Raw genomic sequence first — 13,866 nt, forward strand, 5'->3', positions numbered from 1 at the left:
TTGTTAATGAAAATAACATCAAAGAGTTGGGGAAAAATCTTTGATCTTATAAAGATATTAAATTAAAGGCAGTGTTTTAAAACAGTTTTCTGAATGTCAAAAAGTTATGGATGGACAAAAAAAAATCCCGATTCTTTTTAGAATCGGGATTTTATACTAATAAAAAATGTGTGTTTTATTGGTTCATGGTCATCAAGAACTCTTCGTTGTTCTTTGTTTGTTTAAAGCGTTGCTCTATAAATTCCATGGCTTCTACCGGGTTCATATCCGCAAGGTATTTGCGCATAATCCACATACGTTGCAACGTGCTCTCGTCCAACAACAGGTCGTCGCGTCTTGTGCTGGAAGAAGTAAGGTCTATTGCCGGGAATATTCTTCTGTTGGCAATTTTACGGTCTAATTGAAGTTCCATGTTACCGGTACCTTTAAATTCTTCAAAGATTACCTCGTCCATCTTAGAACCTGTTTCTGTAAGTGCAGTGGCGATAATCGATAGGGAACCACCGTTCTCGATATTACGGGCGGCACCAAAGAATCTCTTAGGCTTGTGAAGCGCGTTGGCGTCAACACCACCACTTAGAACCTTACCGGAAGCTGGTTGAACGGTATTGTATGCTCTTGCTAACCTTGTGATGGAATCTAGTAGTATGACCACATCATGGCCACATTCTACCAATCTTTTTGCTTTTTCCAAAACAATGTTTGCAACCCTTACGTGCTCGGTAGCTTCTTTATCGAAAGTAGATGCAACTACTTCTCCTCTAACATTTCGCTGCATGTCGGTTACCTCCTCTGGTCTTTCATCTATCAATAATATAATTTGATAAACTTCTGGATGGTTGGCGGCGATTCCGTTGGCGATGTCCTTTAAGAGCATCGTTTTACCGGTTTTGGGTTGAGAAACGATCATACCTCTTTGGCCTTTACCGATAGGGGAGAACAAATCTATTATTCTTGTAGATATGGTGCTCTGTCTTTCTGCAAGATTAAATTTTTCTTTTGGAAAAAGAGGGGTAAGGTGTTCAAATGAGACTCTGTCCCTCACTACTTGCGGGTCTATTCCGTTGATCTTGTTTACCTTGATCAATGGAAAATATTTTTCACCCTCTTTTGGGGGTCTTACGTTACCTAATACGGTGTCGCCGGTCTTAAGGCCAAACAATCTAATCTGTGATTGCGAAACATAAATGTCGTCAGGGGATGATAAATAGTTGTAATCCGATGATCGCAAGAAACCATATCCGTCTTGCATAATATCTAAAACACCTTCACTTGCGATAATACTGTCGAACTCGTATTCAGGTTCTTTGTACCTGTTTTTTAGATCCTTGTCAAAATTGCTTTTGTCGTAATTGTTGTTACGCGAGTGGTTTTGTTTTCTGTTGTTTTGGTTTTGGTTTTTGTTTTGCTGAGAACCCTTTTGGTGATCTCTTTTGCTATTGTCGTTATCGTTGGCTCTTGGTCTTGGGCGAGGTTTTCTAGGTTCGTTAGACTCCGCCTTAGGTTCTTCTGAGTTGGCAGGTTCCGCTTTTTTTTCGGTTTTTTCTCCTTCCTCCTCTTTTTTAATAACCTTTCGCTTTGTTCTTGCTTTTGGTTTTGGCTTGGGGGAATTTTCGGTTTCTGCAGAAACAACCGTTTCCGTAGCCTTTGGATTTGCAGCCTGTAGGTCCAAAATTTGGTAGACCAAATCTAATTTTTTTAGACTCTTGAATTTGGGAACGTTAAGTTCTTTTGCTATTTCCTGAAGTTCAGGTAGCTTTTTTGATTTTAAATCTGAAATCTCAAACATTAAATATGTAAATAAGTTATATGTATTTTAGAAATTATAAGAAGTATTCTAAATTAATGGATATTCGGTAAGGAAAGATTTCCTTAATGGTAAGTGTTTGTCATTACAACGACACAATAATACAAATTATTTTCAAAAATAGGTGGATAAATTTTAAAAAGACCTGTATTTTTGCCTTACAGAGCATAAAAAGAGTATGATTCAAAGAATACAGAGCGTATATTTAGTGTTGGTAGCCCTTATTTCGGGTATCTTGCCATTCTTTGTAAATTTGTGGTCAGATGCAAGAGGAGAGGAGATTTATGCAAAGAATGAAGTATTGGTGTCTATAATATTTTATGTGATTGGAGCGTTGGCATTATGGACGATATTTTTATATAAGAAGAGAAAAAACCAGTTTGTGATAAACCGGTTGAATATAATATTGAACCTTTTTTTATTAGGACTTTTCGTTTATCGGTCGCTAAATTTATCCGGAGAGACTTCGGTTTCTGAGAAGGGTATTGGGATGTTGATTCCTGTATTTTCTATCGTTTTTTTAACCCTTGCCAATAGGGCAATAAAGAAGGATGAAGATCTTGTAAAATCTGTTGACCGTCTACGTTAAACCTAACATCTTAGTAGTATTAGTGCGTAAAACCCGGGGTAGTTTCCGGGTTTTTTTATTTTCATCGTTTGCCTAGTTCTATCACTTCCAGATTCTTAATGTCTTCACCATCGATTACAAAACGCAGCATGGTTCTAATCTGATGAAACCCGTGTTTTCCGCAAGCACCAGGATTCATGTGTAGAACACCCAGTTTCTTGTCCCACATAACCTTGAGTATATGCGAGTGTCCACAGATAAATAATTTTGGGGGGTTTTTTTGAATTTCTGGTCTGGTTGTGCTGTTGTATTTTGGTGGGTAACCACCAATATGGGTGATCCAAACATCCACACCTTCACACATAAACCTATTGTTCAAAGGAAATTCTTTTTTGATAACATGGTTGTCTATATTGCCGTAGACTGCTCTTAACGGTTTTAAGGAAGAAAGCGTATCGGTAACTTCTAGCGATCCAATATCACCTGCATGCCATATTTCATCGGCTTGTTTTGCATATTTTAAAATGGCATCATCCATATAAGAATGTGTGTCCGATAGTAGCAGTATTTTTGTCATATGGCAAATATGGGCAATTAGGAAAATGTGCTCCTAATTTTGCTTTTAATATCTTTGTGATCCACAAAACTAATGTATCCTTTTGAGATATTTTGTTCAATTTTCATACTTCGGTAAATCCTATCATGGGTGGCAAAAGCAGCCAAATGCGTTAACGGTACAAGAAGTTCTAGAGGGCGTCTTCACCAAATTGTTGAGGAAAAAAATAGATTTGGTAGGTGCGGGCCGTACAGATACCGGGGTACATGCCAAAGAAATGTATGCGCATTTTGACATTGACCAAATTACCGATATACCCAACTTAATTTATAGGGTCAATGCTTTCTTGCCCGATGATATTGCCGTAATGAATATTCTGTCTGTGCACGCCAATGCACATGCCAGGTTTGATGCGGAAGAAAGATCGTATGAGTATTTGATCAGTCCCAGAAAAGACCCTTTTTATAAGGATAGTGCACATTATATAAGGTTTCCTTTAGATTTGGACGAAATGAACAATGCGGCCAAATTACTTTTGGGAAGACAGGATTTTGAGTGTTTCTCAAAGTCAAAAACAGATGTGAAGACATACTTCTGTGATGTAAAATCCGCTATTTGGACAAAGGAAGAGGGAGTCATTGTTTTCAGGATCACTGCAGACCGCTTTCTTCGAAACATGGTGCGGGCCGTGGTAGGCACACTTTTAGATGTGGGAACCGGTAAATATCCAGTTGACAATGTTAAGTCCATCTTAAAAAGTAAAGATCGCTCCAAAGCCGGAGTTTCTGTCCCTGCAAAAGGGTTATATTTGACCTCTGTTAAGTACCCCAATACGATTTTTGATAATGAGCAGTAATAACACAGGTAAAGCTTTTGATACGCGTCTTTTTAAGCGTTTAATGGCGCATACACGTCCTTATCGACTCACCTTTTACGGAGTGGCCCTGGCAGCTATTTTGCTATCGGCCTTTGCCGTATTGACCCCTGTGATATTGAAGAAAATAGTTGATGAGGCTATTAAGAGTAGCGATGGGGAGATGTTGTTGCACTTGACCATTGCCATGTTGGGCGTATTGATAGGCCAAGTGGTAAGTCAGTTATGTTTTAATTATTATGCAAACTGGTTAGGGGAATCCGTTATTAGGGATGTAAGGGTAAACCTGTTCAAGAAGATGCTCGGGTTTCGAATGAAATACTTTGATAATTCTTCTTTAGGCGTACTGGTTACTAGGGCAGTGGCAGATATGCAGCGTATCGGTGAGATATTCAGTCAAGGTTTTTTTGTGATAGTCGCCGACTTGTTAAAAATGTTGGTGGCCGCAGGTGTCATGGTGTACATAAACTGGAAATTGGCCTTGATCGTTTTTGCTGTCTTACCGATTATTCTTTACGCCACCAGATTATTTCAAAAGGCAATGAAAGTCGCTTTTACAGAGGTAAGGGCAGAGGTGTCCAACCTAAATTCATTTGTACAGGAACGAATTACGGGAATGAAGATAGTGCAGTTGTTTACCCGTGAAAAAATAGAAAGTGAAAAGTTTAGAAAAATTAATGAAAAGCACCAAAACGCTTGGTTAAAAACGGTTTGGTACAACTCTATTTTCTTTCCAATAGCCGAAATCGTTTCTTCGATCACGGTTGGTTTGGTCGTATGGTACGGCGGATTGCAAAACGTTGCCAATATTTCTGATGATGTCGCGGGTACTGTTTTTGCTTTTATAATGTTGATAGATTTGTTGTTTAGGCCATTACGTCAAATAGCCGATAAATTTAACACCTTGCAAATGGGTATGGTGGCCGCCAATAGGGTTTTTAAAATTTTGGATACGGACAGTTCTATTGATGATTTGGGTACTGTGGAGAAAGAAGAGGTAAGGGGAAGTATCGAATTTAAAGATGTTCGGTTTGGCTATTTAGAGGACGAAGAAGTGTTGCACGGGATCTCGTTTAGTGTAAATGCTGGGGAAACCGTGGCTATTGTTGGGGCGACGGGAGCCGGTAAATCCACAATAATAAACTTGTTGAACAGATTTTATGAAATTAATTCAGGTACCATACTGGTAGATGGTATCGATATAAAGAACTACAAGTTGGCTTCGTTAAGGGCTCACATAGCAGTGGTGTTGCAAGATGTTTTTCTTTTTGCGGACACTATTGCCAATAATATCTCACTAAAAAATCCGTCGGTATCCGTATTAGATATAGAGCGAGCGGCTAAAGCTATTGGCGTAGACGAATTTATCACCAGTTTACCCGATGGTTACGATTATAACGTAAAAGAACGTGGTACTATGTTGTCTAGTGGGCAAAGGCAGCTGATCGCATTTTTACGTGCCTACGTGAGTAAGCCCAGTATTTTGGTGTTGGACGAAGCTACCTCGTCTATAGATACCTATTCTGAACAATTGATACAGAGGGCTACCGAAAAAATTACGGAAGGTAGAACCTCGATAGTCATTGCACATAGGTTGGCTACCATTAAGAAGGCGGATAAGATCATAGTGATGGATGCCGGTAAAATAGTGGAGATTGGTACGCACCAAGAGCTTCTGAAAAAAGATGGCTACTATCGCGGTTTGTACGAAGCCCAATTTTTGGCAGAAGAAGTTGCTTAACGGTTCTTAGATTTTTGTAGGCTTAAAATCCTCTAGGTTAATTGTCCCAAGAATCAGCATTATAATGGGGAATATCATTGACAGGCTAAAGTACATGATGGTAAAAAGTGTCCAAAAAATAAATATTTTGGACCAAAGCTCTATCCCTTTTTCCTTTGATACTCTTTTTATAACAAATGCCGTGTATAAATACATGAATAACAGGGCGATCAGACTAAAAAGACCATAACCATCAGGTTTGAACAGAATTATTATACAAGAAGGAATAAAAATGGACAAGGAATAATGGGCCAAAGAATAAATGAAAACAATTGTTCTTTCAGAAAAATTATATTTCTTTTCTCTAAAACATAACCACCCGGCTGCAGACATCATTGGTATAAAAAGTATAAACAGAAGGGCGTGATAGTCGTACATGGTGTCCATTAATTTCTCTTGGGCTATGCTGGTAGTACCCGAGCCCAAAAAATCAACATTAATGTCCAGTTCAACTTTTTTTATCAGAAATACCACAAAACCGGAAAGTGTTATGGATATACCCAAATAACTTATTGGGTTAAGGTACTTTCTGCGAATCCCTTTTATGTACCCTTCGGCTACCACTTCTGGTTTTGTAAATAGGTGTATAAATGTTTTTAGAAAAGTATTTTCAAGATTAAAATAGCGTTCTATGATATCTCCCCATAAACTTTTTACGGTAAGTCGGTTGCGTATTACTTTGGCGCCACAGTTGGGACAGTAAGAATAATCTGTTCGCAAGTTATCGTTACAGTTCTTGCACACCATTAGGTCAAGTCCTTTTTTATCATAGCAGCTAATTCATTCAAGGAATTATATTTTATAAACTCTCCGTGTTTAATATATGAAATTAAACCTGTTTCTTCACTTACTACCAAACATAGGGCATCTGTTTTTTCTGAAATACCAATGGCGGCCCTGTGTCTTAACCCGAACCTTAATGGAATGTTCCGTTCGTTGGATACAGGTAAGATGACCCGTGTGGCTACGATAAAATTGTCGACTATGACCGCTGCACCGTCATGCAAGGGGCTGTTTTTATAGAAGATACTTTCAATGATGGGTTGTGAGATTTCAATATTCATATGGTCGCCCGTATTTTTTATGAAATCCAATGAGTTGCCCCTCTCTATTACCAAAAGGGCACCTGTTTTAGAAGAGGCCATTTTCTCGCAAGCTTTTAAAATGGCATCAACATTGGTGTTGGTACCTTCGCCTTCTGGTTTTAAAAATTTAAAGTGTTTTATAAAATTTCGTTTGTTCGCAAAATTGGTGGACCCGATCATTAAAAGAAATTTTCGGATTTCTTGTTGAAAAACAATGATTAGGGCAATAAGACCTACTTGCATAAAGGCACCAACGATACTGCTTATCATCTCCATGCCCAAAAGTTCTGTAAGCTTCCAGAAGGCCCAGACAATGACAATTCCTATAAAAATATTGATAGCGACCGAACCACGTACCAACTTGTACACGTAGTAGAGAAGTACGGCCACTAAAACGATATCAAGTATATCGGTAATCTTAAAGTCGATAAAATTCAAAAAATCCAAGTAAAGCCGTTTGTGTAAAATTAACAAAAATAGACACACAAAAAACTACTTAAACATTAAGCTGTTAATTGTTCGTGGATCTTTATGCACTCCATAGCTTCTTTAACATCGTGAACCCGCAGAATATTAGCGCCCTTTTCCAGGGCTAGCATATTTAGTGCCGTAGTGCCGTTCAGGGCCTTTTCTGGCTCTGTACCCAGTAATTTGTAGATCATTGATTTTCGGCTAACACCTACCAATATAGGTCTGTCGGTTATTTTTAAAAGATCTAATTTGTTTAATAGCTCATAGTTTTGTTGTAATGTTTTAGAAAATCCGAAACCAGGATCTATGATAATGTCTTTTATACCTAGCGATGTTGCTTTGTCCATTCGTTGCGAAAAGAAAAAGAGGATATCTTTCACCAGATTGTCATAATCGGTATGTTGTTGCATTGTTTTGGGGTTTCCGCGCATATGCATCATTATGTACGGAACATTGTATTTGGCAATGATGGTCAACATATCCTCATCCAATAGACCAGACGAAATATCATTTATTACAGCGGCCCCCATTTGGATCGCCTCTTCTGCAACCTTACTTTTAAAGGTGTCTATGGACAATAGGGCATTCGGAAACTCTTTTAAAACTAGATTTAAGACGGGTAGCAATCTTTTAAGCTCATTTTGGGTGGTAACTTCTTCGGCGCCCGGTCTAGAGCTGTATGCGCCTATATCTATGAATGTTGCTCCGTTTGTTAGCATGTTTTCTACCTGCTTTAATACGCTAGCATCGTCTTTGTATTTACCGCCGTCGTAAAAAGAATCGGGGGTGATGTTGAGTATGCCCATAATTTTGGGCTTGTTCAAATCTATTAGTTTTCCCTTGCAATTAATGGTCATGTGTTCTATGTTGCTTAATAGATTATTACTTTTAAGTTTAAAGCGTCAACTTTGATGGTTACAAAATTTTAAGCGAAATTTACACAAATTAGAAAGAATCACATGCAAAAAACCGGGGAGCAGTATGATGCTGTAATTAAAGTCTGCCGAGAGTTATATGAGAAAAAGATGCGAGATTATGGCTGTGCATGGCGCATTTTAAGGCTACCTTCTCTTACAGATCAAATATTTATAAAGGCTCAAAGAATAAGAAGTCTTCAAGAAAACGAAGTAAGAAAAGTAGATGAAGGGGAGGTGTCTGAGTTTATAGGCATAATCAATTATGCTGTAATGGCGTTGATCCAACTGGAACTCGGGGTGGCCGACCAACCCGATCTGACCCCTGAGGAGGCTATAGACCTATATAAAAAGCACATAGCCGTTACAAAAGAATTAATGCTCAACAAGAATCATGATTATGGTGAGGCATGGAGAGATATGAGGGTAAGTTCACTGACCGATCTGATACTTCAGAAGCTATTAAGGGTCAAACAAATCGAGGACAATAAGGGAAAAACATTGGTGAGCGAAGGAATAGATGCAAATTATCAGGATATGATAAATTACGCTGTTTTTGCCTTGATACATTTAAAATTAGGAATAAAATAATAGGCTTTTATGAGGTATATATTAGGTATAGTCAGAATTTTTGTAGGAGTATTATTTATTATCAGTGGTTATATAAAACTGAACGATCCCGTTGGGTTTTCCTTTAAGTTGGAAGAATACTTTAGTCAAGGGGTTTTGGATCTTCCTTTTTTTGAACCTTACGCTTTGGCTATTTCTATTTTTGTTGTTATTCTAGAAGTACTATTGGGGGTATTGTTGATTGTTGGTTATAAGGTGAAATACACACTTTGGAGTCTTCTGGGCATGATAGTATTCTTTACCTTTTTAACTTTTTATTCCGCATACTTTAATAAGGTTACCGATTGTGGGTGCTTTGGTGATGCCATTAAATTAACACCGTGGGAATCTTTTACCAAAGATGTGGTTTTGTTGGTACTTATATTACTATTGTTTTTTGGTAGAAAGTATATAAAACCCCTTTTTAGGCCTTTCACCACAAAGGTCATAGTGGCACTTTCGTTAGTGGCCTGTGTTGTATATGCCTATTATGTATTAAATCATTTACCGGTAATAGATTTTAGACCGTATGAAATCGGAAAAAATATCGAAGAAGGTATGGGCGTACCGGAAGGGGCCCCAAAACCTGTATATGAATATGCGTGGAAATTTAATATAAACGGTAAAGAAGAGGTGATCGTTACCAATGGTGATTACCCAACAGTAGAGGGGGAGTTTATTGGCGTAGAGACCGAAGAGATCCAGAAGGGGTATGAGCCTCCCGTGCACGATTTTACGATAGAACAAAATGGAGAGGATTTTGCAGCCGGTTTGTTGCAAGAACCCAAGCTGGTAATGGTAATTGCATATGATCTGCGCAAATCTGACCTAGATATGTTCGGTCAAATAAAAAAGGTTACCGATGAAGCATCCGACAAGGGTTATAAGGTAATAGGAATGTCGGCTTCTTCTTTTGATCAAACCAATGAACTCGTTAAAAAGTATAATCTTGGTTTTGACTTTTACTTTACAGATGAGACAACCTTAAAAACAATTGTAAGGTCAAATCCGGGAGTGCTTGTTTTAAAGAAGGGTACCATAGAGCAAAAAGTACATTATAATGATTTGGACGAGTTAGTGTTCGATTGAAATTGTACCATAATAAGAATTATAAATTAGAAACATAAGATAATGAGAAGTAAAATAGTTGCAGGAAATTGGAAAATGAACAAGAATTTAGAAGAAACGGAAACTTTGTTGACGGAATTGTCAGGTAAGTTGCCAGATTCTGATGCTGAGGTTATGGTGGCTCCCACTTATGTAAATTTATCTGCAGCGGTTCGTAATCTTGAAAACTCTAGTATTCAAGTTATTGCCCAGAATATGCATTTTGCGGAAAGTGGAGCCTATACAGGTGAGATTTCTGCGGATATGTTGTTGAATATAGGTATTGATACCTGTATAATTGGGCACTCTGAAAGAAGAGCGTATTTTGGGGAGACCGATGAAATCTTGGCCAAAAAAGTGAAAACGGCCTTAAAGAACGGTATCAGGGTAATGTTTTGTTTTGGAGAAGAGTTAGAAGACCGTAAGTCTGGAAATCATTTTAAAGTAGTGGAAAGTCAATTAAAGAACGCTCTGTTTTCTTTGGATAAGGATGCATGGGGCAAAATTATTTTGGCATACGAACCTGTTTGGGCCATTGGTACGGGAGAAACGGCCTCTCCCGAGCAAGCACAAGAAATGCATGCCTTTATTAGAAAAACTATTGCCGAAGCTTTTGATGCTTCTATTGCCGACAATGTTTCTATATTATATGGTGGTAGTGTAAAGCCTGCAAATGCAGCTGAAATTTTTTCTAAACCAGATGTAGATGGTGGACTTATCGGTGGAGCTTCTTTGGTGGCGAACGATTTTATAGATATTATCAAAGCAATATAAGTACAGAACAAAGGAAAATTTATTTTTTCAATTATATGAACAAAGGGTATCTTCGATACCCTTTTTTAAATTGTTTTAAATGAGTAACACTATTTATATAGAATACCGGTTTAAAGTGGCACCGTTACAACCTGCTTCCGATATTCTTATTGCCGAATTGGGAGAACTTGGTTTTGAAAGTTTTGTTGAGGAAGAAACAGGTATTTTGGCATATATTCAAAAAGAAGATTGGAACAAAGATATTCTCCAAGATTTGCATATGCTCCAAAATCCTAATTTTAAGATAGAATATTCCGTAAAAGAAATAGAACAAGAGAACTGGAACGCTACTTGGGAGCAAAATTTTAAGCCCATAATAGTAGAGGATACATGTATGATAAGAGCGCCTTTTCATGAAAAGAAAGACGTTGAATACGATATTGTCATAGAGCCCAAAATGAGTTTTGGTACCGGACACCATGAAACTACCCATATGATGTTGCAGCACCTTCTGTCTTTAAATCTACGCGATAAAAGTGTTCTTGATATGGGGTGCGGTACCGGTGTTTTGGCAATTTTGGCGGCAAAGCTTGGGGCGAACCCGATAGATGCCATTGATATCGATAATTGGTGCTATTTAAATGCAAAGGAGAATGTAGAGAGGAACAAGGTAGAATTTATTCAGGTTTTTGAAGGTGATGTTAGTCTTCTAGGGAATAAAAAGTATGATGTTATTATTGCGAACATCAATAGAAATATACTTCTTTCCGACATACCGGATTACAGAACTTGCTTAGAAAAAAATGGAATTCTGTTGTTGAGTGGTTTTTATACAGAAGATCTACAATTGATTACCGATAAGTGCTCGGAAGTGGGTTTAAAGTTTGAAAAAAATCTTGAAAAGAATAATTGGGTTGCAGCAAAATATGTACTTTAGAGATAATTAAACAGAAAATGATGAGCACTAAAGAAAAAATTTCCGAAGAGCTCCTTTTAGAGGAAGAAACGGTAAAACAAAATGAAATTGTACTGTTTAATGATGATGTGAATACTTTTGATCATGTCATTGATACATTGATCGCCATTTGTGATCATACTCCAGAGCAGGCCGAGCAATGTGCTTTAATAGTACATTACAAAGGTAAGTGTACCGTTAAAACCGGTGAGTATAGTGATTTGGAACCACGTTGTTCGGCGTTGTTGAACGCGGGGTTAAGTGCCGAGATAATATAGGTGTTACTACTCTTGTCGGCCAACCCTCTTCTGACTTATAAACATGTACTTTTTTAGGTTCTCTTATGATATGGCTCTATATTAGGTGTATATACATAAATATAAAGGCCATTGCAAAACAGAGGAAAACTAAAAAAATTAAAAAATTTTGAAAGATAAAACTAAACAGTTCATTTAGTTTCTTGACTAATTTTGGGGTATGCACAATAGTTGGTTTTGGTAGGGGTAAAGATGAATTTTTATAACATTGTAGTGTAAAAAAATGGGTAAAAGGATAGATATAAAGGATAAGAGACAATAGGGTGTTCAAAACAATTGTCGGAAAAAAAATAAAGGCCCCTTCTTTTAAAAGAAGGGGCCTTTATTTTTTATAGATTACAAGTGCTAATTATGGTTTTAAGCACAACTTAAGAACAAGAATCAATAAATATTTAAACTAGTGGAACACCGTTTAAACGTTTTTCGATTTTTTTCTTTTTCTCTGTTAGACGTTTCATAACATCCATTAGGTTAGCATCTTTTGTTTCTTTGTAAACTTCGTTAATACTCAATATTAAAGCTTTTGCTTCCCTGGATGCCTCCACTCGGTCACTGGTGGACATATTGCTCATTTTTCGACTTTCAAATTCCTGAGCTTTTTCAAGTAAATCCATTAATGTTTTTTTTCAAAGTTAACATAAATATCAAATTACGCAATTCTTTCTCAATTGGATGTAATTATAGTACTATTTATATAACATATTTATGATGATTTTAACTAAAAATAGTAATTACTGGGTAAAAATATTTTCTAACGAGGTACAAGTTTTTGTGCATTCAGGCAATTTCGTCTAAAATAGGTGATTTTAGACCATGTTTGTGAGATGTTTTTTTCTACAAGACATGCGTAAACGTACCTTATTGTTGGTCAAATTTTAAAGATAAAACCATCTTCTACTTTTCTGCGATACTTTTCTTCATCGAATTTGAATAAAAAAGCGCCTTTCTTGGAAGATGACATATCTTTTTCATTTAGTTTGATCAAAATGTCCAAAGAATTAAATTTATTGATGAAGTTACGTTTGTCCAATTTTTTGTCTAAAATGGCTTCGTATAGTTTTTGGAGTTGGCGCATGGTAAATTTTGGGGGCAATAGTTCAAAACCTATAGGCTTGGTAAGTGCCCTTCTTCTTAAACGAGATATTGCCTTCTCTACCATAAGATGGTGGTCAAATATTAAAGTTGGCGCTTCCTTTAAGCTGAACCACTGTACGGGGTTTTGTTTTAAGAGTGCCTTATCGTGGGTGGCAATATCTATCAAAGCATAATAAGCGACCGATATGGTTCTTTCCGCAGGGTCACGATCAACCTTTGAGAAGGTATACAGTTGCTCCATGTAAATATTGTTAAGCCCGGTCAAATAACGTAGTATTCTGGTAGCCGCTTCATCTAAATTTTCTTCTTTTTTAAGAAAACCACCAATAAGCGACCATTTGCCTTTTTCTGGTTCAAAGTCTCTTTTTACCAATAATATTTTTAACTCTTCTTGATCAAAACCGAAAATTATACAGTCCAAGGCGAGTAAGACCTTGTCTTCATTTTTGTAACTGCTAAGAACCATTTATTTTTTTGTATGCGGACAAATTAACAATAAATATAAATTTATGAAAGCTCCCTAAACAATAATTTAATTTGAAGGGAAAGGCGGTTGCGGGGAATAAGTGTTTAAATTACTCTTTTGTATTTATCTTGAAAGTCAAAAGGCATTTTTTTAAGTGATTTTGTTTAACGAAGTAGCGTTTTTTGTAAAAATATAAAAATGGATTTTTAATTGTTAATGCGCTATTAGAATAAAAATATTTTTTCCCTCCTATTGCATTGTTGTCTTTGGTAGGTTGCTCAATTCGTTTAAGCAGTTAGAAAAGATGCGACCACAATCATTAAAAACATTTCTAGTTGTGCATTGTTTATGATGGGTTACCGTTAACGCGAGTGGCTTAATTCTTTGGTTTAAAAGTGTAGTGTAGGTAAAACCTGTGTCGGTTAGTAAGTAGGTCCATAAGTAATTTTCTATAAAAAATAGCCTTGTCCTACAACTCAAAATATTAGGTTTTAGAGGTTATTTTGTTG

The 13,866-nt window shown here is 36.9% G+C and carries 15 protein-coding genes; 8 read left to right on the top strand and 7 right to left on the bottom strand.

Annotated features, from left to right (window positions below; genetic code table 11):
• Positions 1-175: 175 nt before the first annotated feature.
• Positions 176-1,789, bottom strand: a complete 1,614-nt coding sequence (gene rho / locus J8L85_RS07650) for a transcription termination factor Rho (protein WP_211016045.1) — start codon at positions 1,787-1,789, stop codon at positions 176-178.
• Between the two features lie 196 nt (positions 1,790-1,985).
• Here rho and J8L85_RS07655 point away from each other — a divergent pair, with 196 nt between their 5' ends.
• Positions 1,986-2,396: a DUF4293 domain-containing protein gene (locus tag J8L85_RS07655; RefSeq protein ID WP_211016046.1), complete on the top strand. Its 411-nt coding sequence runs from the start codon at positions 1,986-1,988 to the stop codon at positions 2,394-2,396.
• Positions 2,397-2,457: 61 nt separating this feature from the next.
• Here J8L85_RS07655 and J8L85_RS07660 read toward each other — a convergent pair whose 3' ends face one another.
• The gene (locus tag J8L85_RS07660; protein ID WP_211016047.1) at positions 2,458-2,952 is read right to left on the bottom strand and encodes a metallophosphoesterase family protein; all 495 of its coding nucleotides are present in this window, start codon (positions 2,950-2,952) and stop codon (positions 2,458-2,460) included.
• A gap of 82 nt (positions 2,953-3,034) precedes the next feature.
• Here J8L85_RS07660 and truA point away from each other — a divergent pair, with 82 nt between their 5' ends.
• Both truA and J8L85_RS07670 read left to right on the top strand, forming a co-directional pair.
• The gene (truA, locus tag J8L85_RS07665) at positions 3,035-3,787 is read left to right on the top strand and encodes a tRNA pseudouridine(38-40) synthase TruA (protein ID WP_211016048.1); all 753 of its coding nucleotides are present in this window, start codon (positions 3,035-3,037) and stop codon (positions 3,785-3,787) included.
• Positions 3,777-5,546 carry an ABC transporter ATP-binding protein gene (locus J8L85_RS07670; protein WP_211016049.1) on the top strand — a complete coding sequence of 590 codons (1,770 nt, stop codon included), beginning with the start codon at positions 3,777-3,779 and terminating at the stop codon, positions 5,544-5,546. The genes truA and J8L85_RS07670 overlap by 11 nt, the downstream gene beginning before the upstream one ends.
• Positions 5,547-5,552: 6 nt before the next feature.
• Here the strand turns inward: J8L85_RS07670 and J8L85_RS07675 are convergent, their stop codons facing one another.
• Genes J8L85_RS07675 through folP form a run of 3 tightly spaced genes read right to left on the bottom strand, consistent with a single transcriptional unit; the run spans position 5,553 to position 7,998 of the window.
• Positions 5,553-6,332 (bottom strand): DUF3667 domain-containing protein, encoded by a 780-nt coding sequence (locus tag J8L85_RS07675; protein WP_211016050.1) that lies wholly within the window; start codon positions 6,330-6,332, stop codon positions 5,553-5,555.
• Positions 6,332-7,117, bottom strand: coding sequence for a diadenylate cyclase CdaA (cdaA, locus tag J8L85_RS07680; protein WP_211016051.1), 786 nt, complete (start codon positions 7,115-7,117; stop codon positions 6,332-6,334). Before cdaA ends, J8L85_RS07675 begins: the two co-directional genes overlap by 1 nt.
• Before the next feature lie 56 nt (positions 7,118-7,173).
• Positions 7,174-7,998: a dihydropteroate synthase gene (gene folP / locus J8L85_RS07685; RefSeq protein ID WP_211016052.1), complete on the bottom strand. Its 825-nt coding sequence runs from the start codon at positions 7,996-7,998 to the stop codon at positions 7,174-7,176.
• Between the two features lie 102 nt (positions 7,999-8,100).
• Here folP and J8L85_RS07690 point away from each other — a divergent pair, with 102 nt between their 5' ends.
• From J8L85_RS07690 to J8L85_RS07710, 5 genes are all read left to right on the top strand, one after another.
• The gene (locus J8L85_RS07690) at positions 8,101-8,646 is read left to right on the top strand and encodes a DUF1599 domain-containing protein (RefSeq protein ID WP_211016054.1); all 546 of its coding nucleotides are present in this window, start codon (positions 8,101-8,103) and stop codon (positions 8,644-8,646) included.
• A 9-nt stretch (positions 8,647-8,655) separates the two neighbouring features.
• Positions 8,656-9,753 (top strand): BT_3928 family protein, encoded by a 1,098-nt coding sequence (locus tag J8L85_RS07695; protein WP_211016055.1) that lies wholly within the window; start codon positions 8,656-8,658, stop codon positions 9,751-9,753.
• 42 nt (positions 9,754-9,795) lie between these two features.
• The gene (tpiA, locus tag J8L85_RS07700; RefSeq protein ID WP_211016057.1) at positions 9,796-10,545 is read left to right on the top strand and encodes a triose-phosphate isomerase; all 750 of its coding nucleotides are present in this window, start codon (positions 9,796-9,798) and stop codon (positions 10,543-10,545) included.
• Between the two features lie 79 nt (positions 10,546-10,624).
• Positions 10,625-11,461 (top strand): 50S ribosomal protein L11 methyltransferase, encoded by an 837-nt coding sequence (gene prmA, locus J8L85_RS07705; RefSeq protein WP_211016060.1) that lies wholly within the window; start codon positions 10,625-10,627, stop codon positions 11,459-11,461.
• Positions 11,462-11,481: 20 nt separating this feature from the next.
• Complete coding sequence (locus J8L85_RS07710) at positions 11,482-11,757, top strand: ATP-dependent Clp protease adaptor ClpS (RefSeq protein ID WP_211016348.1); 276 nt, start codon at positions 11,482-11,484, stop codon at positions 11,755-11,757.
• Positions 11,758-12,188: 431 nt separating this feature from the next.
• Here the strand turns inward: J8L85_RS07710 and J8L85_RS07715 are convergent, their stop codons facing one another.
• On the bottom strand, positions 12,189-12,410 hold the full coding sequence (locus J8L85_RS07715) for a hypothetical protein (RefSeq protein WP_047246077.1): 222 nt from the start codon (positions 12,408-12,410) through the stop codon (positions 12,189-12,191).
• A 254-nt stretch (positions 12,411-12,664) separates the two neighbouring features.
• Complete coding sequence (locus tag J8L85_RS07720; RefSeq protein ID WP_211016062.1) at positions 12,665-13,357, bottom strand: NUDIX domain-containing protein; 693 nt, start codon at positions 13,355-13,357, stop codon at positions 12,665-12,667.
• Positions 13,358-13,866 lie beyond the last annotated feature (509 nt).

The organism is Maribacter sp. MMG018, from assembly GCF_018100785.1.
Lineage (GTDB): Bacteria > Bacteroidota > Bacteroidia > Flavobacteriales > Flavobacteriaceae > Maribacter.